The sequence below is a fragment of the Acidovorax lacteus genome (genome assembly GCF_039540375.1).
Taxonomy (GTDB): domain Bacteria; phylum Pseudomonadota; class Gammaproteobacteria; order Burkholderiales; family Burkholderiaceae_C; genus Acidovorax_G; species Acidovorax_G lacteus.
In genome coordinates, this window is record NZ_BAABEX010000007.1 from 596,305 (window position 1) to 620,130 (window position 23,826).

Here is a 23,826-nt window from a genome sequence, read left to right on the forward strand (position 1 = left end):
GCTGCGCGCACGGGCCTATGATGCGCGCCGTGAACCCGACCGCCGACGCCCACCCGCTCCCGACACCGCCGCAGCTCGGGCTGCCGGTGCTCTACAGCTTTCGCCGCTGCCCCTATGCCATGCGCGCGCGCATGGCGCTGGCCGCCTGCGGCGTGGCCGTGGAACTGCGCGAAGTGGTGCTGCGCGACAAGCCCGCGTCGCTGCGGGTGGTGTCACCCAAGGCCACGGTGCCCGTGCTGGTACTGCCCGATGGCACCGTGATCGACCAGAGCCTGGCGATCATGGACTGGGCACTTGGGCACCCGGGCGCACCCGCGTGGCATGGCCCGGACGCCGCCTCGCAGCAGGCCATGCAGGCCCTGGTGGCCGAGAACGACGGTGCGTTCAAGCAGGCGCTGGACCGCTACAAGTACCCCGAGCGCCACCCCGAACACCCGCGGGCTGACGTGTACGCGCAGGGCGTGCGATGGCTGCAGGGGCTGGACGCTCGCCTGCAGCACGGCCCCTGGCTGTGGGGCGCGCAGCCGCTGCTGGCCGATGTTGCGGTGTTTCCCTTCGTGCGCCAGTGGGCGGCGGTGGACGCGCAGGCCTGGGAGGCCGGCCCCTGGCCGCGGCTGCGCACCTGGCTGGCCGCCTGCCAGGCTCTGCCCTGGTGGGATACGGCCATGGTGCGCCCCGCGCCATGGGAAGACGGCACCGCCGGCGTGCGCTGGCCGGCGAACCGCTGAGCGCGTGCCCAGCCCCGCTCAGGCAGCGGCAGCGCGCAGGCGGCTGGACGGGCGCAGCCCGCGTACCAGCATGACCAACATCACAAGCCCAAACGCGACAAAGGCGAGGAAGGTCCAGTTGGCAATCGAGCCGCCCAGAAACGTCCAGTCAATCTTGGTGCAGTCGCCCGAGCCACGGAAGATCATGGGCACGGCGCGGCTGATGGGGTAGTTTTCGATCATGCCGTAGAAGTCGCGGCCGCAGGTCACGATCTCGGGCGGATACCACTGCAGCCAGCTCTGGCGCGCAGCCACAAACGCACCAAAGCCGGCGGCCGCCACGCCCGCCACAGCCCAGCCCATCCACCAGCCGCGGCTGTTGCGCAGGCTGCCCAGGGCGGCAAACACCGCCACCCCGATCAGCGCATAGCGCTGCACGATGCACATAGGGCACGGGTCCAGCCCCACCACATGCTGCAAATACATGCCGAAAGCCAGCATGGCCACGCAGGCCGCGCTGATCAGCGCCAGCACCCGGCGCGGGGCCTGGTCGATCCAGTTCAACACCATCATCCTCATCCCATCCACAGTAGCCACCCTGGGGCGTTGCCCCTCAAACCGTCACAGCCGCGTTGCGCAGAGGGCCGCAAGGGCCGCTCCGCAGCACAGGCCGTTGTCTCCCTCAGGGGGAAGACACGAGGCGGCTCAGGGGGGTCAAATCCCGGCAGCGTGGTCCAGAAACACCCGGGCTTGGCGCGGCGTGACCACCAGCGTTTCACCCTCTTTGAAACCCAGCTCCTTGAACTGCTGCGCGGGGATCTGCGCCTCGATCAGCTGTTCAGGAGCGGCATTGTCCGCTGGTTGATGGTCGTCGGTGGGAATAAGTTCCAGGCGGGCCACGGGGCCCACCACAATGGCCCGGCTGAGCTGGGCCACGATGCCGCGCGGGCGGCCCTGCGCATCAAGTCCCGCCCCTGGCGCATAGCGCTGCACGTCCAGATCGTGCGGGCGCACATAGGCAAAGGCTTTGGCGTCGCGCGCCTGCGCGTGCTCGGGCGAGTCGATCTGCATGCCCTGCAAGGTGACGAGCCCCTCGTGCGCGCGGCCATGGAACAGGTTCACGTCGCCCAGGAAGCCGTACACGAACGGGCTGGCCGGTTGTTCCCACACCTGCTGCGGCGAGCCGCTTTGCTCGATGCGGCCCTGGTTGATCACCACCACCCGGTCGGCCACTTCCAGGGCCTCTTCCTGGTCGTGCGTCACGAAGATGCTGGTCACATGCAATTCGTCGTGCAGGCGGCGCAGCCAGCGGCGCAGTTCCTTGCGCACCTTGGCGTCCAGCGCGCCAAAGGGCTCGTCGAGCAGCAGTACCTTGGGCTCCACGGCCAGCGCGCGGGCCAGCGCAATGCGCTGGCGCTGCCCGCCCGAGAGCTGCGACGGATAGCGCTCGGCCAGCCAGTCGAGCTGCACGAGCTTGAGCAGGTCCGTCACCTTCTTCTTGATTTGCGTATCGCTCGGACGCTCGCTGCGCGGCTTGACGCGCAGGCCGAACGCCACGTTCTCGAACACCGTCATGTGGCGAAACAGCGCGTAGTGCTGGAACACGAAGCCCACGTTGCGCTCGCGCACGTGCACGTCGGTCGTGTCTTCGCCGCTGAAGTGGATGGTGCCGACATCGGGCGTCTCCAGGCCCGCGATGATGCGCAGCAGCGTGGTCTTGCCACAGCCCGAGGGCCCGAGCAGCGCGATGAGTTCGCCGGACTCGATGTCCAGGCTCACGTCGCGCAGGGCCTGGAAGTCGCCGAACTGTTTGCTGACGTTGCGGATTTCAATGCTCATGATCTGACTGTCCTTGTATGTCCATTCCGCGTCCCATCACCAGCGGACGCCGCGCTGGCGCCGCCCGCCGCCTCGGCGCAGCCGAGAGACGCAGGAAGCCGCGCAGCGGTTCAGGGGGTTGCCGGTCGTTCGGGGGGAAGGTCGGCCGAGGCCTTCATCTGCTGCTCGTGCTTCCACTCGGCCACCGACTTGATGACCAGCGTGACCAGCGCCAGCAGGGCCAGCAGAGAGGCGGCAGCAAACGCGGCCACAGACTGGTACTCGTTGTAGAGAATCTCGACGTGCAGCGGAATCGTGTTGGTCTGGCCACGGATGTGCCCCGACACCACCGACACCGCACCAAACTCGCCCATGGCACGCGCATTGCACAGGATCACGCCGTACAGCAGCCCCCATTTGATGTTGGGCAGCGTCACGTGCCAGAAGGTCTGCCAGCCTGTGGCGCCGAGCACGATGGCGGCCTGCTCCTCCTCGGTGCCTTGGGCCTGCATCAGCGGAATCAGCTCGCGTGCCACAAAGGGAAAGGTCACGAACACGGTGGCCAGCACGATGCCCGGCACTGCAAAGATGATCTTGATGTCGTGCTCGGCAAGCCAGGGCCCCAACCAGCCGTTGGCCCCGAACATGAGCACATACACCAGGCCCGCCACCACGGGCGACACCGAAAACGGCAGATCGACCAGCGTGGTCAGGAAGGCCTTGCCCCGGAACTCGTACTTGGCAATCGCCCAGGCCGCGGCCACACCGAACACCAGGTTCAGAGGCACGGCAATGGCGGCGGTGATCAGCGTGAGCTTGATGGCCGACCAGGCATCGGGCTCGCGCAGGCCCTCCAGGTAAGCACCAAAGCCCTTGCGCAGCGCCTCGGCAAACACCGCGGCCAGCGGCAGCACCAGAAACAGCAGCACGAAGGCCAGCGCCAGGCCGATCAGTGTGTAGCGCACCCAGGCGGCTTCGGTGGTGCCTGCCTTGGCGCGGCGCGGTGCGGCGCTGCGGGCCGCACCCAGCGGAGAAGGGGTTGCACCGCTCATGCCGGAGCTCCTGCGTGGCGGCGCTGCCAGGCCTGCAGCGCGTTGATGATGAGCAGCAGTACGAACGAGATGACCAGCATCACCACGGCCACGGCCGTGGCGCCAGCGAAGTCGTACTGTTCGAGCTTGCCGATGATGATCAGCGGCGTGATTTCAGACACCATGGGCACGTTGCCTGCAATGAAGATGACGGAGCCGTATTCACCCACCGCGCGTGCAAACGCCATGGCAAAACCCGTGAGCAAGGCAGGCGTGATGGACGGCAGGATGACCTTGGTGAACGTCTGCCAGCGTGTGGCGCCCAGGCAGGTGGCGGCCTCTTCCAGCTCTTTTTCGGCGTCCTCCAGCACGGGCTGCACGGTGCGCACCACAAACGGCAGGCCGATGAAGATCAGCGCAATCACCACCCCGGCCGGCTGAAAGGCGAGCTGGATGCCCAGCGGCTCCAGGTGGCGGCCCACCCAGCCATTGCCCGCCAGCAGCGCGGTGAGCGAGATGCCCGCCACCGCGGTGGGCAGCGCAAACGGCAGGTCCACCAGCGCGTCCATGATCTTTTTGCCTGGAAACTGGTAACGCACCAGCACCCAGGCGATCAGCAGGCCGAACACCAGGTTCACCATCGCAGCGATGAACGAAGCGCCGAAGGTCAGGCGGTAGGCGGCCAGCACGCGCGGAGCGCTGACGGCTGCCCAGAACTGGTCCCAGGTGAGCGTGAAGGTTTTGAACAGCAGACCCGACAGCGGGATCAGCACGATCAGGCTCAGGTAGAACAGCGTGTACCCGAGGGTGAGACCGAAGCCCGGCAGCACGCGGCGCGGGGCCCGCCGCGCGGCGGGCGCGGCGGTGGCAATCGCAGCAGCAGCCATGGATCAGCGACCGCCTGGCGTGTAGAGCTTGTCGAACTGGCCGCCATCGTTGAAGTGCACCTTCTGCGCTTCGCTGAGGCTGCCGAAATACTTGGCCACGGTGAACTGCTTGATCGGCTTGAACGTGGCGGCGTACTTCTTCAGGATGGCTTCGTTGCGCGGCCGGATCGCGTGCTTGGCAGCGATCTCCTGGCCTTCGTCGGAGTACAGATAGTCGAGGTAGGCCTTGGCCACGGCGGCGTTGCCCTTCTTGGCCACGGTGCGCTCGACCACCGCCACCGGGTTCTCGGCCACGATGCTCACCGACGGATAGATCGCGTCCACCCTGCCGGCGCCGAATTCGCGGTCAATCGACACAACTTCCGATTCAAACGTGATCAGTACGTCACCGATGTTGCGTTGCAAGAAGGTGGCCGTGGCATCGCGGCCGCCCTTGGCCAACACCGGCACGTTCTTGTAGAGCTTGGAGACGAATTCCGCGGCCTGGGCCTCTGTGCCGCCCTTCTCGCGGATCGCGCCCCAAGCGGCCAGGTAGGCATACCGCCCGTTGCCACCGGTCTTGGGGTTGACGACGATCACCTGGATGCCGGGCTTGATCAGGTCTTCCCAGTCCTTGATGCCCTTGGGGTTGCCATTGCGCACCAGGAACAGCATGGTCGAAGCCGTAGGCGCAGCATCGTGCGGGAAGCGCTTGGCCCAGTCTTTGGCCACCACACCGTTGCCCGCCAAGAATTCGATGTCGGTGGTGGTGTTCATGGTCACCACGTCGGCGGCCAGGCCGTCGTTCACCGCACGGGCCTGCGCGCTGGAGCCAGCATGCGACATGTCGATCTTGATGTCTTGGCCTGTGGTCTTTTTGTAATGGGCCACGAAGGCGGCGTTGTAGTCCTTGTAGAACTCGCGCGCCACATCGTACGAAACATTGAGCAGCGAGGTCTGGGCCGAAGCGGCGGCACTGGCAGCCAGGGCCAGGGTGGCCAGAAGGGAACGGAGTCGCAGTTGCATGGTCGGGTCGCCCATTGGAAAGCTGAGGATGGAGCGATTGTGGAGACCGGCCTTACAAACTCAAAAGAATATATTTTTGTTTACTAAGCCTGTTTTGGCATATCAATGGCACCTGCAGCCGATGCGGCACCAGCGCCAGCAGCCTGCGTGTCTACCCCCAGAGACTGCAGCAAGGCCCAACCCAGCGCCCACTCCCCGTGGCCCGACGCGATGTTGATATGGCCGGCGTCTGGCAGCCGCACAAACTCACTGCCCCAGGCCCGTGCGTAGGCACCGGCCAGGCGAATCGGGCAGTACGGATCATTGCTGCTGGCCACCAGGATGCTGCGGTACGGCAGCCGCGTGGACGGCACGGGCGCGAAGTCGTGCAGTACCGCGCGGCGCTCCGGGTCGGCAGGAGCCACCAACAGCGCGCCCACCACGCGGGACGCGGCCTCATGGGGCAGGTGCACGGTGGTGATGCAGCCCAGGCTGTGCGCGACCAGCACCACCGGGTGCGGCGCCTGGGCAATCGCATCGGCCAGCGCACCCACCCAGGGTTCGCGGCGGGGCGTCCACCAGTCGGCCTGCTCCACGCGCTGTGCGCCTGGTAGACGCTCGGCCCAGAGGCTCTGCCAATGGCCGGGGCCGGAGTTGCGCCAGCCCGGCACGATGATGATGGAATTGGATGACGGCACGGATTCGCCGGGGCTCCTTGCCGCAGCCGGGAAGCCCCAGGCGGACAGACGCGGCTGCGCCGACACGCTGGGACCGCAGTGCACCGGAAGAAACCCCGCTCAATGAATGGGATGCGCCCATTCTGCGAGCCGCCCTTCAAAACCCAAAAGAATATCTCGTTGTTACTTCATCAAAAAATCATCTGATGAAAACATGCCGCGAGCGCCAACCCCACGGCGTATGACCCCGCTATGCGCCCAGCAGGCGGGCATCGCGCGCCAGACGAGGCACGCTGCCACCAGTGCCACTGGCGGTGTCGGCACTCAAGCGGAACACAGCCACCGCGCCCACCAGGTCGTTGGCCTGAAGGTGCAGGCGCTCGGCCGCGGCAGCCATTTCCTCGACCAGCGTGGCGTTCTGCTGGGTGGACTGGTCCATGTGGGACACGGCCTGCCCCACCTGCCCGACGCCTGCACTTTGCTCGGCGCTGGCGGTGCTGATCTCGCCCATGATGTCGGTCACCCGGCGGATCGCCGTGACCACGTCGTGCATCGTCGCTCCGGCCTTGTCGGCCAGTCGGCTGCCTTGCTCGGCACGCTCCACGCTGTCCGTGATCAGCGTCTTGATCTGCTTGGCGGCCTCGGCACTGCGCTGGGCGAGGCTGCGCACCTCGCTGGCCACGACGGCAAAGCCTCGGCCCTGCTCGCCAGCCCGCGCCGCTTCCACCGCTGCGTTCAGCGCCAAGATGTTGGTCTGGAAGGCAATGCCGTCGATCACGCCGATGATGTCGGCGATCTTGGCACTGCTGTCGTGGATGCCCTTCATGGTCTGGACCACCTCGGCCACCACGTTGCCGCCATCGGCAGCCACACCCGAAGCGCTCATGGCCAGCTGGTTGGCAGCGCGGGCGTTGTCGGCGTTCAGCCGTACGGTCACGCCCAGTTCCTCCATCGACGCCGATGCCTGCTGCAAGGCGCTGGCCTGCTGCTCGGTGCGGTCCGACAGGTGGCCATTGCCCGTGGCGATCTCGGCGCAGGCCGTCTCGACATGGTGTGCCGACTGGCGCACCAGCGCCACGGCGCTTTCCATGCGGCGCAGCGTGGCCTGAAGCGAACGGGCGGGCCCGGTGGTCACCGGCACGGCGACAGCCTCCGCCAGTGCGATGCCATCGGGCCGGTCCACCACAGTCACCAATTGGCGCAACTCCTGGCCCTGGGCGGCCGTGCGTCCCAAGGCCACGGCCATCATGGTCTCTAGCGCCGTCTGGATGACCACATACACCGCATGGATCACCACCCGGCCAAAATCAGGCTCCGTCAGGCAATACAGCCCCCAACCTGCGGCCTGCAGACGGTCAAACAGCACGTGGTGCACGGCAAACAACACGGCGGCGAAGACGATCGGCCGCCAGTCGAGGTACACCAGCAAAATGGCCAGTGTGACGAACACGCCAAAGTGGAACTCCGTCATGCCCTGCGCGAGCTGGATGTGCAACGCCACCATGGAGGACTGCACAAACGCCAGCACCATGCGCGAGGCCAGCGTGCCCTGCGCCATCACAAACGCCACGATGGCCACGGCCAGCAGCGCACCCGCCGCTGTCCAGGCCACTGCAGATTCGACAAAACGCGCGCCCAATACCACCGCCGTGAGGGCACTAACCACAATGGCCGCGAGCAAGACGCGATCGCCCAACACGGTGTGTGAGACGGCGGTGCCCGACGGGCCCTGCCCGGCAGTGATACGCGCATCCATCATGAAAACTCCTGTCTAAGAAAAATCCGGGCAACGGTGGCCGCCGCAGACAAGTGCCTGGGCCATACCGCAGCCGTGGCTGGAAATCGGGGAAAAAGTGGTCGGGATACGTCGCCAGTCCCACCTAAGCCTGCGCCTTGCCCCTGCAGGGACATCAACGGAGGGTCACAGCGACCGGAAAGCAGTGCGTGGGGGCGGACATCGAAAAAGACGCGCCGACAGGCGCTGGCCCGCAGGCCTCTCAACCCACACAATTTGTAACACCCGGAGTATCGCGCGAAGGGCTTATCAGCGCGACATCAAGGGTTTTCCCTTAGATGCGGTGATCCAGCATGCACGCCGGGTGTCGACCGGCTCCCAGTGAAGTCGAGGCGCCGCCCCGCGGACGGTCGGACCGAGGCATCCCTCGCACTGGAGACCGCCCACGCGCTACGGTGCGCAGAGTCGGCGCACAAAGCCGATCCATCGAGTGCACAACGGAGCGACGCCCGTTCAGCGTGAGCGCGTCCGGGGTGCCACGGAGCGGTCTTCGCCGAAACGCTTTGCAGCGCCTGCGCATCGGTGCGACAGGCGGCCACAACCCCTTCCCGGGCCAGTGCTGCGCCCTTCCAACCTCAGAAGCCGACCGCTTCAAAAGCCGGGTGCAACGCGTCGATCCAGTGGTCCAGCTCCTCGTGCGACACGTGCAAGTGCTGCATGCAGGCCTCGCCGTGCTCAGTCCACTCGCGCGTGGCGGGCAGACTGTCGTGCTGGTTGACCAGGTAATCAGCCAGTGCACCCATGGCCACCAGGTGGCGCACCGTCGGGTCGAAGCGCTCGTCTGACAGACACGAGAAGTCGTGGTGCAGCCAGATGGCCTGGGCCACGTCGCCGGGCAGGTGCCAGGTGCGCGCCACGATGGCACCGACCACCGCGTGGTCGGTGCGGTGGTTGGCGTTTTCGGTCTGGGTAAAGGTGCGGTCCTTGCGCGCCAGCGCCTCGGTGACGGTGCTTCCGTAGCCCCGCACGGCCTTGACCAGCACCGGCATGCCCACATGGCAGAACAGACCGAAGCTGTAGCCCAGACCAGGATCGAGGCTGTAGAGCTGCCGCCCAATGTGCTCACAGGCAATGGCGCGGCGCTGGGAGCTTTCCCAGAAGTGTTCGAGCAGCGGCGAACGCACATGCAGCGCATGCCGGGTGATGAAAGCGGACAGCAGTTCCACCGCCGGGCGCATGCCCAGCACCGTGAGCGCCATGCCCACCGTCTGCACGGGCTGCGCCAAGCCGAACAGGGGGCTGTTGGCCTGGCGAATGAGCGCGGCGGCCAGCGCCACATCAGAAGCAGCCAGCTGCTCCAGCGCGCCCATGTCGGGGTCGGCTTCGCGCAGGATGGCCTGCAGCCGCAGCAGCGACTCGGGGCATGGCGGAATCACGATGGCGCGCACCGCCGGCTGGGCGCGCAACTGCTGGATGTGCTCGTCGATCGGATGGGTGTTCACAACGGATCCTGTCGGTCCCTCGGCCGTGGCAGTGCCATACGGAATGATTTTGTTTCAGATTGTGCGCCATCCGGAGGGACGCGCAGCGCAATTCCGCGACAGAGGCACGGGCTCCAGAGCGTCCGCCCGCCCGCGCGTCAGTCAAGGTTCCGTCGGCTTTCGTGTCCCATCCGTCCTGGCATGCTGTTGCGCCCGGGCACGGTCTCGCCCAGGTAATCCAGAAAGCGCCGCACGGCCGGCGACAGCCCACGGCGCGAGGGAAACACGGCATGCACGATGGCGGGCGCCGGAGCCCAGTCGGGCATCACCCGCACCAGCCGGCCTTCGCGGATTTCTTCGTGGCACATGTAGTCGGGCAGCCAGCACACGCCGGTACCAGCCAGGGCCGCGAACTTCAGCGACAGCAGATCATCGGCCACATAACGCGGCTGGTGCTGCACCGCTTGCTGCGCACCACCGGGCCCCACCAGGTGCCAGGTGGAGCGTCCGTCCGGGGCCGACATGGCCACGCTGTCCATGCGGGCCAGTTCTTCGAGCGTGGTCGGGGTGCCCTGGCGCTGCAGCAGCGCCGGGCTGGCCACCAGCACCTGCAGGGCCTGGTCAAGCCGCTTGACGACCATGCTGCCGCTGTCGTCCAGCGAGGGCCGCACCCGCAGGGCCACGTCCACGCCCTCTTCCACCAGGTTCACCACGCGGTTGCTCACCATCATCTCCAGGCGCACCAGCGGGTGGCGCTCCAGAAACGCAGGCATCAGCTCGGCCACCACGGTCTGTGCAAGCGTGACCGGGCAGCTCACCCGGATGGTGCCGCGCGGCTCCGTCTGCACCTGGGCCACGGTGTCGGCCGCCGCCTGGGCCGACTCGCGCATGGCCTGGCAGTGGCGCAGGTAGGCCTCGCCCACCTCGGTCAGCGACAGCCGCCGCGTGGTGCGCTGCAGCAGGCGCACGCCCAGCGTGGCCTCCAGTTCCGACACCCGGCGCGACAGGCGCGATTTGGGAATGCCCAGCGCACGCCCGGCCGCTGCAAAGCCGCCACGTTCCACCACCTCGGCGAAGAACAGCATGTCGTTCAGGTCTTGCATGCACGCTCCATCGTTCTGAATTCAGAACAATCTATCGCCAAAGCGCCTTCTTATCAACGGTTCGACCTAATTCCATACTTTCTGCCATGGCCGAAGCCGTCGGCCCACACCCCCAAGGAGCCTGTCATGCAACTGCTGCACATCGATTCGTCCATCACCGGCGAGGCCTCGGTCTCGCGCCTGCTCACCGCCCGCACCGTGGCCGCCTGGGTGGCGGCCCATCCGGAAACCCAGGTGCAATATCTGGACCTGGCCACCCATGCCCCGGCGCACCTGAGCGCCCAGGCCCTGGGCTTTCGGCAAGTGCCGGGCGGCCCCGCCCCCACGGCCGCACAGCAGGCCGAAAACGCGGTGTCCGAGGCGCTGGTGAGCCAGTTCCTCGCGGCCGACGTGGTGGTGATCGGTGCGCCCCTGTACAACTTTTCGATCCCGAGCCAGCTCAAGGCCTGGATTGACCGCGTGGCCCAGGCGGGCCGTACCTTCCGCTACACCGCCCAGGGCCCTGAAGGCCTGGCCGGGGGCAAGACGGTGATCGTGGCATCTAGCCGCGGCGGCCGCTATGCCGACAGCGAACAAGGCCGCGCGCTGGAGCACCAGGAAAGCTACCTGCAGACCGTGATGGGCTTTTTCGGCATCACGGACGTGCGCATCGTGCGCGCCGAAGGCGTGGCCATGGGCGCGGATGCCCGCGATGCCGCCCTTGGGCAGGCCGACGCCATGATCGCCGCCGCGGTCGCCCAGCGGCCGGCGCAGGTGGGTGCCGCACTGGCGGCGGCCTGAGCAGGCAGGCAGCGCGACGCAATGCCCCCCGGCCGCATCGTCCCTTAAAAGAACGCATTGCTATTGATTTAATAGCTGCTCGTGCTTGAAAAACAAGCACGAGCAGCCTGTTGAGCACTTAATGCCCTGCCCCACCCCAACGGCAAACCCACTGACCGGCCAGCAGGTTCGCCGCACAGGCCGGCCCCCAAGCCTGCCCGTCGCGATGCCGGTGGTGCGGCCGCTGCGGGCCGCGCTGTCAATGCGCTTGCGAGGGTGCGCCGCGCTCGGGCATGGGTTCGGGCGAGGGTTCGGGTGATTCATCACCCCCACCGGCCGGCCCCAGCCAGGCACTGGCCAGCGCGGCAGGCGGCAGCGCCGGGGCGAAGTGCCAGCCCTGAAAGCGCTCGCAACCCATGGCCAGCAGCAGGTGGAACTGGCTTTCGGTTTCCACCCCTTCGGCCACCACGGCCAGGCCCAGCGCCCGGGCCAGCGCGTGGATGGTGCTGCAAATCTCGCGGTCCTGCGCGGCGGTTTCCAGCTCCTGCACGAACAGGCGGTCGATCTTGAGTTCGCTCACCGGAAGGCGGCGCAGCTTGATCAGCGACGAATGGCCCGTGCCAAAGTCGTCGATGGACAGTTGAAAGCCGGCCTGCCGCAGCGCGTCGGCCATGGCGTACAACGATTCGTCCAGCAACTGCGACTCGGTGATCTCGAGCACCAGTTGCTGGGGCGGCACACCCGCCTGGGCCGCGCGCTCCCGCAGGGCCTGCACAAAGCCGGGCTCGCGCATCTGCAGGGTGGACACATTGATCGACAGCACCGGCGGGCGCAGCCCCTGGTCGCGCCAATGCGCCCACTGCTGGCAGGCCTCCTCAAACACCCACAGGCCAATGGCCGGGATCAGCCCCATTTCTTCGGCCATGGGAATGAACACGTCCGGCCCCACGGGTTTGCCGTCGGGTGACCAGCGCAGCAGTGCCTCGACCCCCACCGCGCGGCCCTCGCGGTCCACCTGCGGCTGGTACACCAGGCTCAGCTCCCGGCGCGCCAGCGCGTCGCGCAGCCGCTGGCGCAGGGCCAGGCGGTCGCGTGTGAGCTGGGTGAACTCCTCGCGATAGAAGCGGTAGGTGCCGCGGCCTGCGGACTTGGTGGCGTTCATCGCCGCAAGCGCATGGCGCATGAGTTCGGTTGCATCCTGTGCGTCGTCGGGCCACAGGCTGATGCCGGTACTCGCCCCCAGGTATTGCACCGTGTGCCCGCCCACGCTCCAGGGCTGGGCCAGCACGTCCGAGACCACGGTGGCGCACTGCGCCACGGCCGTTTTGGTGCGTACGCGCTCCAGCAACAGCAGAAACTGGTCGTTGGCCAGACGCGCCAGCAGGGCCCCTTCGGGCACGCTGCGCTGCAGGCGCTGCGCGGCCTCGACCAGAAGTGCATCGCCCACGGCGGCACCGTAGGTTTCGTTCACCTGGTCAAAGTGGTCCAGGTCGATGAACAGCAGGGCCACACGGCGCTCAGAGCGCTCGGGGCCCTCGGGCAAGCGCTCGGCATCGGCCACGGCGCGCTGCAGGGCGTCTTCGAGCGACCGCCGGTTGGGCAGGCCGGTCAGCGCATCGTAGTGCGCCAGGCGGTAGAGCCGCTCTTCATTGCGCAGCACAGCCGCTTCGGCCTCGCGCATCCGGTCGGACAGGCGCAGCACCAGCACCTGCCGCAGCGCCGCCAGCAGCAGCACGCCCATGCAGGCCGCAAACACAAACACGCCCAGCAGGCCGCGCCGCGGCACCTGCAGCATCAGCAGGCCGAGCGTGACCGCCGCCATGCTCATGGACGCCAGGGGCACCCAGGACAGCGCACGCTCGCAGCGGCGCCGGTAGCACGGGTCGGGATCGGGCTCGAACCGCAGGCCCAGCGCCCCCCACCCCAGCACCAGGCCGCACAGGCTGAAGCTCAGGTTGAACACCATCCCCGGGACGATGGCGTTCTCGAGGGTCAGCAGGTTCCAGCGCATCCAGCTCAGGCCGTAGCCCAGCAGGCCCAGGCCCACGAGCAGATGCGAGGGCGTGAAACGCACCCCGCTGGCCACCAGGGCCAGCGCTGCGACGAACGCCGCTGTGAGCATGCTCACCGGATAGGCCACCAGTACGGCCCCCGCCCACACCGATGGAATGGCACCGCCTGGTACGTAAATCACAAGGGTGAGCGCCAGCAGTGCCAGCACAGCACCGCCGAAATCCAGCGCAAGTGGCCATACCCGGTCTGTCGGCAGGTGCTGGCGCAAGGCGCGCAGCAAGGAGAGCGCCCACACCGGCCCGGCGAGCAGGTACAGCGCGTCGGCGGGCGCTGGAAATGGGTTCCATCCCACTGCCACCTGGAGATTCCACGCCATCTGCCCCAGCGCCAGCAGGGCCGCCCCCTGGAACAGCCCCTGCAGCACCGCCTGGCTGGTGCCCGTGGCGGCGTTGCGTGCCGTCCAGCAGGCCCAGGCCGACCACAGCATCGCGATCGACCAGCTGAGGTTGTCGAGAAAGACCTGCAGGGGCTGCGACGACGCCACCAGCGAACCGGCCCAGGCCAGTACGCTGGCGGACAGCGCCGCCGTGGTGGTCAAACTCCGTCGCGCATCGGGCATGCAACTCCTGCGAGAGGCCGTGGATGTTTCTACATGTTAACCCCGACCCCCTGGGTGCCGCATGCGCTGTGTGCGCCACTCGGACACCGTCGCTCGCCATCTGGCGCGCTGCATGGCGGCCCGGGCCGTCACGCCCGGTGGCAGGCCCACCCGGTAAGGCCTGCGCTCAGTCGGCGGGGCGGGAGGCCGATGCTCCCGCAGGCGATACCCCCGCCGCAGCGGGCGTGTACACCAGACGCACCGGCAGTCGGGTGGCCTTGCCAACGTCACCACGGGCCTCGCCCGTGACCAGGTCGACCGCCCAGCCCATGTTGGGCAGCACGCGCGGGCCCCCGCCCCCCTCGCGCTGCTGCTGCACCGAGCCGTAGTTGTAGGGGTTGTCGCGCGTTTGGTGCACCTGGGCCGTGGCCGACCAGTGCCACTCGGCCGGTGCGCCCGGAAACACCCGGTACGGCAGCCCGGGCACGCGTGCGTTCTTGTCGAGCAGGCGTTGCAGCTCCACCACCCGCGGCAGGCGCCAGCCCAGACCGTCGGCCTGCGCCCGCTCGCCCGCATAGGCCGACGCCTCGCCGCGCGACATCAGCCGGGGCTGGCCGCTGCAGGTGAGCCCAGTCCACTGCATGCCGGCCACGCAGCGCGCCCACACCAGGCCGGTGCGTTCGTCGCGCACCGCCTGGCCGTCGGCCAGCAGCGTCCAGCCGGCCGGCAACCCGGGCACCGCAGCTGAGCGGGACGCCGCGGCCGTGGGGGCAGCGGGGCCAGCCGCCCAAGCGCACGAGGCGGCCAGCCCCAGCGCGCACGCCATCACAGCCACCGGGTGGCCCGCCGTACGGGAAAAGAATGTCCGTGCCATGGCTTGACGCTACACCGTGCAGGCGCAGCGCGCCAGTGTTTTGCGCAAACCGGTGTGCGCAAGTGTTCCCCTGCGCTGACCGTTCGCTGCCGCTGCGCTGGCCCCAGACCATCAATCTACAGCCCCAAAATAGCTGCTCGTGCTTGTTTTAAAAGCACAAGCAGCTATCAAAAACATAGCAATCTGGCTCCAGGCCTCTGCGGTGGTGCGGCGCAGCACCACCGCCAACCGGCCCACGCACAGCCCCAGCCCGTATGCTGCCGCCATGCCCATGTCCCCGTCCTCCACGCCCAACTTGCTGCAGGTGCTGGAAGAATGCGCACTCAACGCTTGGCCCGCACCGCGCACCGTGCTGCACCAGGGGTGGGTGCTGCGGGCCAATGGGGGCTTCACCAAGCGGGCCAATGCGGTGTCGGCACTGCAGGATCAGGCCCCCTGGGCTGGCATGCAGGCCACCGCCGAGGCGCACTATGCCCGGCTGGGCCAGCCAGCGGTGTTCCGCATCACCGCGCTTGCGCCCGCGGAGGCCGACGCCGCGCTGGAACAGGCCGGCTACCGGTACTTTGATCCATCCTGGGTGATGACTGCACCGCTGGAGGCTGCGGCCCCCGATGCCCGCGTGCACTGTGCGCCTGAGCCCACGGCCCCATGGCTGGACGGGACCGCCGCTGCACAGGGCTACGCGGTCGAGGCATGGCCGCTGCACCACGCCACCGTGCGGGCCGTGGTGCCACCGCATGTGTGCGCGACGCTGTGGGCCAACGGCCAGGCGCTGGGCTATGGGCTGGCGGTGTGCGAACGCGGCTGGGTGGGTTTGTTCGACCTGGTGGTGCTGCCGTCCGCGCGCGGCCAGGGCCTGGGCACGGCCCTGGTGCGCGCGCTGATGGACTGGGGCCGACAGGCGGGTGCCCAGGCCGCCTACCTGCAAGTGCGCAGCGCCAACCCGCGCGCGCAGCAGCTCTACGAGCGACTGGGCTTTGTGCCGACCTACCGCTACCACTACCGCGTCCCCGGTTCGCGCACCTGATCGCCGCGGCCGCCTGCGCAGGGGGCCTGCGGCTTGAGCCAAGTCAATACCGGCGGCCCGAGGCGCTCTTAGACTGCGCGGCGCTCGCCCTCCTGCCCCCGCCCCGGGGGCGTTCTGCCCCGCCATAGCCTTTTCATGTCCGTGCTGCGTTTGCTCGCCCTTGCCCTGCTCGTGCCTTTGCTGGCCACGACCGGCAGCCCCCGCTCCGAGGCCGCCACCGCGCGTGCAGAGCCCCGCCACGACCGGCTTGCGCGGATCGAAGCCACCGGCGTGCTGCGGGCTTGCGTGTGGCCCGACTACTACGGCATCTCCTTTCGCAACCCACGCTCGCAACAGCTCAGTGGGCTTGAAATCGACAACGCCCGCGAACTGGGCCGCATGCTGGGCGTCGACGTGGTGTTTGTGGACAGCTCTTTCTCGCGCCTCGTGGACGACCTGCTCGCCGACCGCTGCGACATCGCCACCTTTGCCATCGGCATCACCCACGAACGCCAACAGCACCTGCGCTTCACGCGGCCACACCTGGCCAGCGAGATCTACGCCATCAGCGCGCGCAGCAACCGGCGGGTCCAGCAGTGGGCAGACATCGACCGCCCGGGCACGGTGGTGGCGGTGGCCAAGGGCACGCTGCACGAGGGCGTGATGCGTGAGCGCCTGCGCGCGGCCGAGCTGCGCGTACTCGACACCCCGGCCGCCCGTGAGCAGGAGGTCATGTCGGGCCGCGCCGATGTGTTCATGACCGACTACCCCTTCAGCCGCCGCCTGCTCGACCAGAGCGACTGGGCCCGCCTGATCAGCCCGCCCGGCCGCTACCACGTCACCCCGTACGGCTGGGCCATGGCCCCGGGCGATGAACGCTTTCATGCCCGGGTGGACCAGGCCCTGGCCACCATGCTGAGCGACGGGCGGCTGCACGCACACGCGCGCCGCCACGGGCTTGAACCCATCGTGGCGCGCTGAACGTGCCACCCGCCCTGCCCCCGCCCCACGCAGCCGCCTACCACCCGGGGGCGTCGCCACGCATGTCCGCCCTGGCACCACTGCCCCTGCGCCAGACGCAGTGGCTGGCCCTGATGGCGGTGGCCGCACTGTGGCTGGCCGCGCTGGGCTACACACTGTGGCGGCTGCACGACCAGGCGGTGGAAAACGCACAGGCCCAGGCCGAGTTGCACGTGCGCAACTTCGAGACCCACATCACCCAGGCGCTGCAGATCATCGACCTGGCCGCCGCGGGACTGGACTCTGCCCTCGACGCTCCCCCCGATCCGGCCGCGCTGCAGCGCCACCTGCTGTCGGTGCTGCGTCCCACGTCGTTCATCCGCTCGATCTCGGTGGTGGATGACACGGGCCGCATCGTCGCCAGCTCCGACAGCGCCAACCTGGGGGTGCAACTGCCGCTGGATCACTTCTATCCGCCCACGCTGAGCGACCTGCTGCGCATTGGCGTGCCCTGGCGCGGCCGCGATTTCCACAACGGCGAGGAGGGGCCCTTCGACGACGCCACGCCAGGCTTCGTCCCAGTGCTGCGCGGCATACCCTCGCGCAGCGGGTCGATGGCGCTGCTGGTCACGCTGCACCCGGACTTTTTTGCCCACCACACACGCCAGCAGCTCGACGAGGCCGTGGGCCACACCCAGTGGTTGCGCTACGACGGCCAACCCCTGTTCCGCTCGCGCAGCCTGCCTGCGGCACTGGCCGACGCGCTGGACACCACCATCACCATGCGCCTGCAACAGACCGAGCAGGGCCGCGTGACACTGCCCGGCGGACAGGCCGCGCCCATGCTGAGCGCATTCCGTGCGTCACCGCAGTTTCCGGTGGTGGTGGCCACCCACCTCGACCATGCGCAGGTCCTGGCCGCCTGGCGACAGGAGGCACAACGCCTGGCGCTGGTGGTGCTGCCGATGGTGGCGACGCTGCTGCTGCTGGGCGTGCTGGCGCTGCGCCGCCAGCAGCGCGTGGCCGCCAAGCAGGCCGAGCTGCGCGAAGAGCGGCGCCTGACCTCCAGCGTGTTCCATGCGAGCAACGACGCCATCATCGTCACCTCGGCCTCGGCCGACATCCTGTCGGTGAATCCGGCCTTCGAGCGCATCACCGGGTACAGCGCCAACGAGGTGCGCGGATGCAACCCCCGCATGCTGTCCTCCGGCCAGCAAGACCAGGCTTTCTATGCGCGCATGTGGCAGCGCCTGCTGGCCACGGGCTTCTGGCAGGGCGAACTGGTCAACCGCCATCGCGACGGCTCCCACTACGTGTGCCACATGACCATCAGCGCCGTGCAGGACGATCAGGGCCATCTGAGCCACTACGTCGGCGTGGCCCGCGACATCACAGTGCACCAGGCCGCAGAAAAGCGCCTGCAGCTGGCGGCCAGCGTGTTCAGCCACGCCCATGAAGGCATCATGATCACCAACGCCGACGGCGTACTGGTCGATGTGAACGAGGCCTTCAGTCGTATCACCGGCTATGCGCGCGAAGAGGTGCTGGGCCAGACACCCCGCATGCTGAGCTCGGGCCGCCAGCCGCGCAGCTTCTACGAGCGCATGTGGAGCGAGCTGCGCACCGTGGGCGCCTGGAGCGGCGAGGTCTGGAACCGCCGCAAATCGGGCGAGGTGTACGCCGAGATGCTGCACATCAGCGCCGTGGCCGACAGCAACGGCCAGCTCAGCCATTACGTCGCGCTGTTCTCCGACATCACCCAGAACAAGGAACAGGAGCGCCGCCTTGAGCGCATCGCCCACTACGACGCACTCACCGGCCTGCCCAACCGCGTGCTGCTGGGCGAGCGCCTGCGCCGCAGCATGCAGCAAATGCAGCGCCTGCGCAGCACGCTGGCAGTGGTGTTTCTGGATCTGGACGGATTCAAGGCCATCAACGACCAGCACGGCCACGACGCAGGCGACCACCTGCTGGTCGCCCTGGCCGGACGCATGAGCCACGCGCTGCGCGAGGAGGACACCATCGCCCGCCTGGGCGGCGACGAGTTTGTGGCCGTGCTGTCGCACCTGCACACCGTGCAGGACTGCATTCCGGTGATCGAGCGGTTGCTGCGCGCCATCAGCGATCCGGTGGTCGTCGAAGGCGTCACGCTGCAGGTCACAGGCAGTCTCGGCGTCGCGTTCTACCCGCAGGCCGACGAGGTGGATGCCGACCAGCTGCTGCGCCAGGCCGACCAGGCCATGTACCAAGCCAAAGTCGCCGGCAAAAACCGCTATCAGGTGTTCGATGTGGAGCAGGACCGTACGCTGCGCGGCCGCCACGAGAGCCTCGAACGCATCCAGCAGGGTCTGGACGACCACGAATTCGAGCTGTACTTCCAGCCCAAGGTGAACATGCGCAGCGGCGAAGTGCTGGGCGTGGAGGCGCTGCTGCGCTGGAACCACCCCGAGCACGGTCTGCTGCCGCCCGGTACCTTCCTGGACGTGATCGGCGACCACCCGCTGCACCTGCAACTGGGCGAATGGGTGATCGAGCAGGCGCTGGTGCAGATCGTGGAGTGGAAGCGCGCGGGTCTGCACATGCCGGTGAGCGTGAACGTGGACGGGCGGCAGTTGCAGCACCCGGAGTTCATGACGCGGCTGCAGGCACTGCTGGCGCGCCACCCGCAGGTGCAGCGTGGCGACCTGGGCCTCGAGGTACTGGAGAGCAGCGCGCTCAGCGACATTCCACATGTGTCGGGGGTGATCGACGCCTGCGAATCGCTAGGCGTGGACTTCGCGCTTGACGACTTCGGCACCGGCTACTCCTCGCTCACCTACCTGCGCCGCCTGCCCGCGCGGGTGCTCAAAATCGACAAGAGCTTTGTGCAGGGCATGCTCGAAGACCCGGAAGACCTGAGCATCCTTGAAGGCGTGCTGGGCCTGGCGCGCGCCTTCCGACGCGCCGTGGTGGCCGAAGGCGTGGAGAGCATCGCCCACGGCCAGATGCTGCTGCGCATGGGCTGCGAGGGCGCACAGGGCTATGCCATCGCCCGGCCCATGCCCGCGCGAGCGCTGCCCGTGTGGCTGGCGCAGTGGCGGCCCGATGCGCGCTGGCTCGGGCAGCGCACCTGCTCGGGCGACGAGTTGCCGGTGCTGTTTGCGGTCGTCGAACACCGTGCCTGGACCGATGCCGTACACGCCTATGTCACAGGCGAGCGCGACACGCCTCCCTCGCTGGACGCAAGCGCCTGCCGCCTCGCGCACTGGATTGCCAACAGCCACGGCAGCGCATCGCCCAACCGCCAACGCGTGCTGCTTGACATCGCCGCCGCACACGACCACACGCACGCCGTGGCACGCCGCATATGCGCGCTGCGCGCATCGGGCCGCAGTGGCGAAGCCCGGGCGCTGTGCGACGCATTGGGCGCAGCGAGCCTGCACCTGCAACAAGCGCTGGACCGCTGGCTGGAGCCCGCCCACCCGGGCGCATCCTCGCCCAGCGCCAGCTGGTTTGCACCGGCAGTGGCAGAAGACCCCCATGGCACGCCCTGCCCGCTGAACTAAGCAGCGCATGCAGCGCGAAACCAATCACTATCAAATCAATAGCAAACTTTTGAGCCTGTAAAACCACAAGCCGCCTTTCTCAACGACGACTTCCAGTCCCCAGCGGCGCCGCCACCAACGACGCTACAGGCCGCAGGGACATGGCCCGCTCCAAGCCTGACCAGCGGTCATTTCTTGCTACAGTGCCGCCCCAGAGGTTCCGGGCCGCTTCTTGCAGCCTGCGGACCCGCCAAAAAAAGCACCCCACCCGCCCGCCGCGCAGCCGCTCATGGCCGCATGTGCGGGCCCTCGCGCGACAGGACCATCACATGGCACGTACCGTTCAATGCATCAAACTCGGCAAGGAAGCCGAAGGCCTCGACTTTCCCCCCTACCCCGGCGAACTCGGCAAACGGATCTGGGAAAGTGTGAGTAAAGAGGCATGGGCCGCCTGGATCAAGCACCAGACCATGCTGGTCAATGAAAACCGCCTGAACCTGGCCGACGCCCGCGCCCGCCAGTACCTCGCCCGCCAAATGGAAAACCACTTCTTTGGCGGCGGCGCAGACGCCGCGGCGGGCTACGTCCCGCCCAGCGCGTAACGCTGCGCAGCAGCGTGCAGTGCTGCCAGAAGGGGTTTCGACAAAACCACTTCTTGGGCGGCGGCGCAGACGCTGCGAGGGGCTCCAGCGACGCCCAGCGCGCAATGCCCTGCGGCATTGGGGCGTACCACTGCAGAAACGCCATGCGCCCCTGACCCATTTGCCAGCCCATGTCCGAACCCCTCGAATGGCTGGAAGACGGCACGCCCTACAGCCCGCGCTTCCAGGACCGCTACCACAGCAGTGCCAACCGCGGGCTTGACCAGGCGCGCGACGTCTTCCTGCGCGGCTGCGGTCTGCCCGCGGCGTGGGCACACCGGCCCTGCTGGCGCATTCTGGAAACCGGCTTCGGTTTCGGGCTGAACTTCCTCGTCACCTGGGCGGCCTGGCGGGCCGACCCGGCACGCCCTGCGCGGCTGCATTTCGTCTCGACCGAAGCCTGGCCCGTGCGGGCCGAAGACCTGCTGCGCGCCCTGTCGGTGCATGCCGATCTCATGCCGCTGGCACGCGAGCTGGCCGCGCAGTGGTGGGGCCTGCTGCCCGGCGTGCACCGGCTGCGGCTCGATGGCGGGCGCGTGCTGCTCACGCTGTGTGTGGGCGACGCGCAGGCGCAACTGCGCGAGCAGACGCTGCAGGTCGACAGCGTGTACCTGGATGGTTTCAGCCCCGAGCGCAACCCCGAGCTCTGGAACCTGCACACCCTGAAAGCGGTGGCGCGCTGCTGCCAGCCGGGCACGCGCCTGGCCACCTGGTCGGTGGCGCGCAGCGTGCGCGACCACCTCACGCAATGCGGCTTTGCGGTCGAGCGCGTGCCCGGCGTGCCGCCCAAGCGCGCCAACCTGCAGGCGCTGTACGCCCCACGCTGGCAGGTGCGGGGCGGGCCTGCGGTGGAGCCCGCGGCCACACCGGCCCGCTGCCTGGTGATCGGGGCAGGCATCGCCGGCGCGGGCGTGGCCCATGCGCTGGCTTTGCGCGGATGGCAGGTCCAGATGCTCGACCGGGGCACGCGGCCCGCGGCTGGGGCCTCGGGCCTGCCCGCCGGGGTGTTTGCCCCCCATGTCTCGCCCGACGACGGCCTGCTCTCGCGGCTGTCGCGCGCAGGCGTGCGCTGCGTACAGCACCACGCACACCAATGGCTGCAGGCGGGCAGCGAATGGGCCGCCAGCGGCGTGCTCGAACACCGCACCGATGGCACCCCGGGCATCGGCCCCGGGTGGCTGGACGGCCCCGGGGCCGACTGGACGCGCCCGGCAGACGCCGCCCAACGCGCCCGGTGCGGCCTGCCTGATGCGGCCGTGGCCCTGTGGCACGCGCAAGGCGGGTGGCTGCGCCCCGGCCAGCTGGTGCCGCGCCTGCTGGAGGGGCCGGGCATCGCCTGGCATGGAGGCGTGGCCGTGGCGCGTCTGCAGCACACCGGCGGCCCGGCCGGCGTGTGGCAGGCGCTGGACGCCGACGGCCACCTATTGGCCGAGGCCGAACGCGTGGTGGTGGCCGCGGGCTACGACAGCCGCGCTCTCGCCGCGCCGCAGTGGCCGCTGTACGCGCTGCGCGGGCAGGTGAGCTGGGCCCCGCTCGACGCCGCAAGCCAGGCGCTGCCCCCCTTCCCGGTCAACGGCCACGGCAATCTGGTCCCGGCCTTTGGCGCGGCCGATTTGCTGGGCGGGCCGGCCGACGCGCGCGCCTGGGTCATGGGTTCCACGTTCGAGCGCGGCATCACCCGCGCCGAGGCCACGCCCGAAGAACAGCACGCCGCCCATGCGCTGCACCGCGACAAGCTGGCGCAGTTGCTGCCCGCGGGGCTACCGCTGCTGGGGCCAGCACTGGATGCCGCGCTGGCTGGCCACCCCAGCCCGGTGCGCACCTGGGGCGCCGTGCGCTGCACCACACCCGACCGGCGCCCCATCGTGGGCCCGGTAGACACCGAGGCCGCGCCGGGCCTGTGGATCTGCACCGCCATGGGCGCGCGCGGGCTCACGCTCGGCCTGCTGTGCGGCGAACTGCTGGCCGCGCGCTGGCACGCCGAACCGCTGCCCAGCGAACCGCGCTTGGCCCAGGCCCTGGGCAGCGAACGCGTGCCCCGCAACCCACCGCCTGCTGACGCCTGAGGCGGCAGGATGCTGCAGGAGGCCGCCTGCGGCAGCCCGTTGCACCCACGGGCGCGCAGGCCGCGCCAGCGTTGGCGCATAAGCTTATGCGCATAAGGGCAGCACGAAACAATCGTTGGTTTTCATAAGCAGGCCGCCTACAGTCGCGGCCATGCAGGAAATGGCCTTCATCGTTGCAGGGTTTGGCGTCGGGCTGATCGTCGGGCTCACGGGCGTGGGAGGCGGCTCGCTGATGACGCCGGTGCTGATCTTCTTTTTCGGCGTCAAACCCCATCTGGCCATCGGCACCGATCTGCTGTTTGCCGCCTTCACCAAACTCGGCGGTACCGTGAGCCTGGCACGCCAGCGCCTCGTACCCTGGCGGGTGGTAGGGCAGCTCTGCGCGGGCAGCCTGCCGGCGGCGGGCCTGTCGCTCTGGGCGCTGCACCACATCGGCCCAGCCAGCGCTGCGGCCCAGCGCATCATGACGACCACGCTGGGCGTGGCCCTGCTGCTCACCGCTGCGGCCACACTCTACAAGGTGGCGGTGTTCTCCCGCGAACGGCAGGCCGCCGAGGCCGCCGCGCGCCAGGCCAGCGGCCCGGCCGCCACCCGGCCCCGCCACTGGAGCCTGCCGATCCTGCTGGGCGCGGTCATTGGCGCGCTGGTCACCTTCACGTCGGTTGGCGCGGGCGCCATTGGTGTCACCGTGCTGCTGCTCGTCTACCCCCTTTTGCCGCTGCCGCGCGTGGTCGGTGCCGACATCGCCTACGCCGTGCCGCTCACGCTGGTGGCAGGGCTGGGCCATGCGTCGCTGGGCTCGGTCGACTGGCCGCTGCTTGCACAATTGCTGGCTGGATCGCTGCCCGGCATCTGGCTGGGCTCGCGCCTCGTGTCGCGCACGCCTGAACGGCTGATCCGCTCTCTCCTGTCCGTCCTGCTGGCCTGGGCGGGCCTCAAACTGGTTCTGATCTGACCCCACC

19 protein-coding genes are annotated in these 23,826 nt (G+C 68.6%); 8 read left to right on the forward strand and 11 right to left on the reverse strand.

What is annotated here, in order from left to right; all coding sequences use genetic code 11:
* The first annotated feature begins 29 nt into the window (after window positions 1-29).
* Window positions 30-728: a glutathione S-transferase gene (locus ABD866_RS06100; protein WP_345062186.1), complete on the forward strand. Its 699-nt coding sequence runs from the start codon at window positions 30-32 to the stop codon at window positions 726-728.
* An 18-nt stretch (window positions 729-746) separates the two neighbouring features.
* Here ABD866_RS06100 and ABD866_RS06105 read toward each other — a convergent pair whose 3' ends face one another.
* The 9 genes from ABD866_RS06105 to ABD866_RS06145 all read right to left on the reverse strand — a co-directional run bounded on the left by ABD866_RS06105 (window position 747) and on the right by ABD866_RS06145 (window position 10,423).
* Window positions 747-1,277 (reverse strand): disulfide bond formation protein B, encoded by a 531-nt coding sequence (locus ABD866_RS06105; protein WP_345062511.1) that lies wholly within the window; start codon window positions 1,275-1,277, stop codon window positions 747-749.
* 144 nt (window positions 1,278-1,421) lie between these two features.
* On the reverse strand, window positions 1,422-2,546 hold the full coding sequence (locus ABD866_RS06110; RefSeq protein WP_345062188.1) for a sulfate/molybdate ABC transporter ATP-binding protein: 1,125 nt from the start codon (window positions 2,544-2,546) through the stop codon (window positions 1,422-1,424).
* 110 nt (window positions 2,547-2,656) lie between these two features.
* Window positions 2,657-3,577 (reverse strand): sulfate ABC transporter permease subunit CysW, encoded by a 921-nt coding sequence (gene cysW, locus ABD866_RS06115; protein ID WP_345062190.1) that lies wholly within the window; start codon window positions 3,575-3,577, stop codon window positions 2,657-2,659.
* Complete coding sequence (gene cysT / locus ABD866_RS06120; protein WP_345062192.1) at window positions 3,574-4,443, reverse strand: sulfate ABC transporter permease subunit CysT; 870 nt, start codon at window positions 4,441-4,443, stop codon at window positions 3,574-3,576. Before cysT ends, cysW begins: the two co-directional genes overlap by 4 nt.
* A 3-nt stretch (window positions 4,444-4,446) precedes the next feature.
* Window positions 4,447-5,448 carry a sulfate ABC transporter substrate-binding protein gene (locus ABD866_RS06125; RefSeq protein ID WP_345062194.1) on the reverse strand — a complete coding sequence of 334 codons (1,002 nt, stop codon included), beginning with the start codon at window positions 5,446-5,448 and terminating at the stop codon, window positions 4,447-4,449.
* 83 nt (window positions 5,449-5,531) lie between these two features.
* Window positions 5,532-6,125, reverse strand: coding sequence for an RBBP9/YdeN family alpha/beta hydrolase (locus tag ABD866_RS06130; RefSeq protein WP_345062196.1), 594 nt, complete (start codon window positions 6,123-6,125; stop codon window positions 5,532-5,534).
* A 229-nt stretch (window positions 6,126-6,354) separates the two neighbouring features.
* The gene (locus ABD866_RS06135) at window positions 6,355-7,863 is read right to left on the reverse strand and encodes a methyl-accepting chemotaxis protein (protein WP_345062197.1); all 1,509 of its coding nucleotides are present in this window, start codon (window positions 7,861-7,863) and stop codon (window positions 6,355-6,357) included.
* Between the two features lie 611 nt (window positions 7,864-8,474).
* Complete coding sequence (locus tag ABD866_RS06140; RefSeq protein ID WP_345062199.1) at window positions 8,475-9,341, reverse strand: HDOD domain-containing protein; 867 nt, start codon at window positions 9,339-9,341, stop codon at window positions 8,475-8,477.
* Window positions 9,342-9,478: 137 nt separating this feature from the next.
* Entirely contained in the window at window positions 9,479-10,423 is a 945-nt protein-coding gene (locus ABD866_RS06145) for a LysR family transcriptional regulator (RefSeq protein WP_345062201.1), read from the reverse strand.
* A 126-nt stretch (window positions 10,424-10,549) separates the two neighbouring features.
* Between ABD866_RS06145 and ABD866_RS06150 the strand changes: the two genes are divergently transcribed.
* Window positions 10,550-11,203: an FMN-dependent NADH-azoreductase gene (locus ABD866_RS06150; protein ID WP_345062203.1), complete on the forward strand. Its 654-nt coding sequence runs from the start codon at window positions 10,550-10,552 to the stop codon at window positions 11,201-11,203.
* A 238-nt stretch (window positions 11,204-11,441) separates the two neighbouring features.
* Here ABD866_RS06150 and ABD866_RS06155 read toward each other — a convergent pair whose 3' ends face one another.
* Window positions 11,442-13,814, reverse strand: a complete 2,373-nt coding sequence (locus ABD866_RS06155; protein WP_345062205.1) for a putative bifunctional diguanylate cyclase/phosphodiesterase — start codon at window positions 13,812-13,814, stop codon at window positions 11,442-11,444.
* 166 nt (window positions 13,815-13,980) lie between these two features.
* Window positions 13,981-14,667 carry an Lcl C-terminal domain-containing protein gene (locus ABD866_RS06160; RefSeq protein ID WP_345062207.1) on the reverse strand — a complete coding sequence of 229 codons (687 nt, stop codon included), beginning with the start codon at window positions 14,665-14,667 and terminating at the stop codon, window positions 13,981-13,983.
* A 271-nt stretch (window positions 14,668-14,938) separates the two neighbouring features.
* Here ABD866_RS06160 and ABD866_RS06165 point away from each other — a divergent pair, with 271 nt between their 5' ends.
* From ABD866_RS06165 to ABD866_RS06190, 6 genes are all read left to right on the forward strand, one after another.
* On the forward strand, window positions 14,939-15,694 hold the full coding sequence (locus ABD866_RS06165; RefSeq protein WP_345062209.1) for a GNAT family N-acetyltransferase: 756 nt from the start codon (window positions 14,939-14,941) through the stop codon (window positions 15,692-15,694).
* Window positions 15,695-15,829: 135 nt separating this feature from the next.
* Complete coding sequence (locus tag ABD866_RS06170) at window positions 15,830-16,654, forward strand: substrate-binding periplasmic protein (protein ID WP_345062211.1); 825 nt, start codon at window positions 15,830-15,832, stop codon at window positions 16,652-16,654.
* Between the two features lie 62 nt (window positions 16,655-16,716).
* A complete protein-coding gene (locus tag ABD866_RS06175) occupies window positions 16,717-20,178 on the forward strand; it encodes an EAL domain-containing protein (RefSeq protein ID WP_345062213.1) in 3,462 nt (1,153 codons plus the stop codon).
* Between the two features lie 308 nt (window positions 20,179-20,486).
* On the forward strand, window positions 20,487-20,759 hold the full coding sequence (locus ABD866_RS06180) for an oxidative damage protection protein (protein WP_345062215.1): 273 nt from the start codon (window positions 20,487-20,489) through the stop codon (window positions 20,757-20,759).
* Window positions 20,760-20,929: 170 nt separating this feature from the next.
* Window positions 20,930-22,864: a bifunctional tRNA (5-methylaminomethyl-2-thiouridine)(34)-methyltransferase MnmC2/FAD-dependent 5-carboxymethylaminomethyl-2-thiouridine(34) oxidoreductase MnmC1 gene (mnmC, locus tag ABD866_RS06185; protein WP_345062217.1), complete on the forward strand. Its 1,935-nt coding sequence runs from the start codon at window positions 20,930-20,932 to the stop codon at window positions 22,862-22,864.
* 151 nt (window positions 22,865-23,015) lie between these two features.
* The gene (locus tag ABD866_RS06190) at window positions 23,016-23,819 is read left to right on the forward strand and encodes a sulfite exporter TauE/SafE family protein (RefSeq protein ID WP_345062219.1); all 804 of its coding nucleotides are present in this window, start codon (window positions 23,016-23,018) and stop codon (window positions 23,817-23,819) included.
* Window positions 23,820-23,826: the final 7 nt, after the last annotated feature.

Coding starts and splice junctions, on each gene's coding strand:
- ABD866_RS06150 (WP_345062203.1), top strand. CDS start 10,550: ATGCAACTGCTGCACATCGATTCGTCCATCACCGGCGAGGCCTCGGTC.
- ABD866_RS06165 (WP_345062209.1), top strand. CDS start 14,939: ATGTCCCCGTCCTCCACGCCCAACTTGCTGCAGGTGCTGGAAGAATGC.
- ABD866_RS06155 (WP_345062205.1), bottom strand. CDS start 13,814: ATGCCCGATGCGCGACGGAGTTTGACCACCACGGCGGCGCTGTCCGCC.
- ABD866_RS06160 (WP_345062207.1), bottom strand. CDS start 14,667: ATGGCACGGACATTCTTTTCCCGTACGGCGGGCCACCCGGTGGCTGTG.
- mnmC (WP_345062217.1), top strand. CDS start 20,930: ATGTCCGAACCCCTCGAATGGCTGGAAGACGGCACGCCCTACAGCCCG.
- ABD866_RS06175 (WP_345062213.1), top strand. CDS start 16,717: ATGTCCGCCCTGGCACCACTGCCCCTGCGCCAGACGCAGTGGCTGGCC.
- ABD866_RS06135 (WP_345062197.1), bottom strand. CDS start 7,863: ATGATGGATGCGCGTATCACTGCCGGGCAGGGCCCGTCGGGCACCGCC.
- ABD866_RS06145 (WP_345062201.1), bottom strand. CDS start 10,423: ATGCAAGACCTGAACGACATGCTGTTCTTCGCCGAGGTGGTGGAACGT.
- cysT (WP_345062192.1), bottom strand. CDS start 4,443: ATGGCTGCTGCTGCGATTGCCACCGCCGCGCCCGCCGCGCGGCGGGCC.
- ABD866_RS06105 (WP_345062511.1), bottom strand. CDS start 1,277: ATGGTGTTGAACTGGATCGACCAGGCCCCGCGCCGGGTGCTGGCGCTG.
- ABD866_RS06170 (WP_345062211.1), top strand. CDS start 15,830: ATGTCCGTGCTGCGTTTGCTCGCCCTTGCCCTGCTCGTGCCTTTGCTG.
- ABD866_RS06190 (WP_345062219.1), top strand. CDS start 23,016: ATGCAGGAAATGGCCTTCATCGTTGCAGGGTTTGGCGTCGGGCTGATC.
- ABD866_RS06125 (WP_345062194.1), bottom strand. CDS start 5,448: ATGCAACTGCGACTCCGTTCCCTTCTGGCCACCCTGGCCCTGGCTGCC.
- ABD866_RS06110 (WP_345062188.1), bottom strand. CDS start 2,546: ATGAGCATTGAAATCCGCAACGTCAGCAAACAGTTCGGCGACTTCCAG.
- cysW (WP_345062190.1), bottom strand. CDS start 3,577: ATGAGCGGTGCAACCCCTTCTCCGCTGGGTGCGGCCCGCAGCGCCGCA.
- ABD866_RS06180 (WP_345062215.1), top strand. CDS start 20,487: ATGGCACGTACCGTTCAATGCATCAAACTCGGCAAGGAAGCCGAAGGC.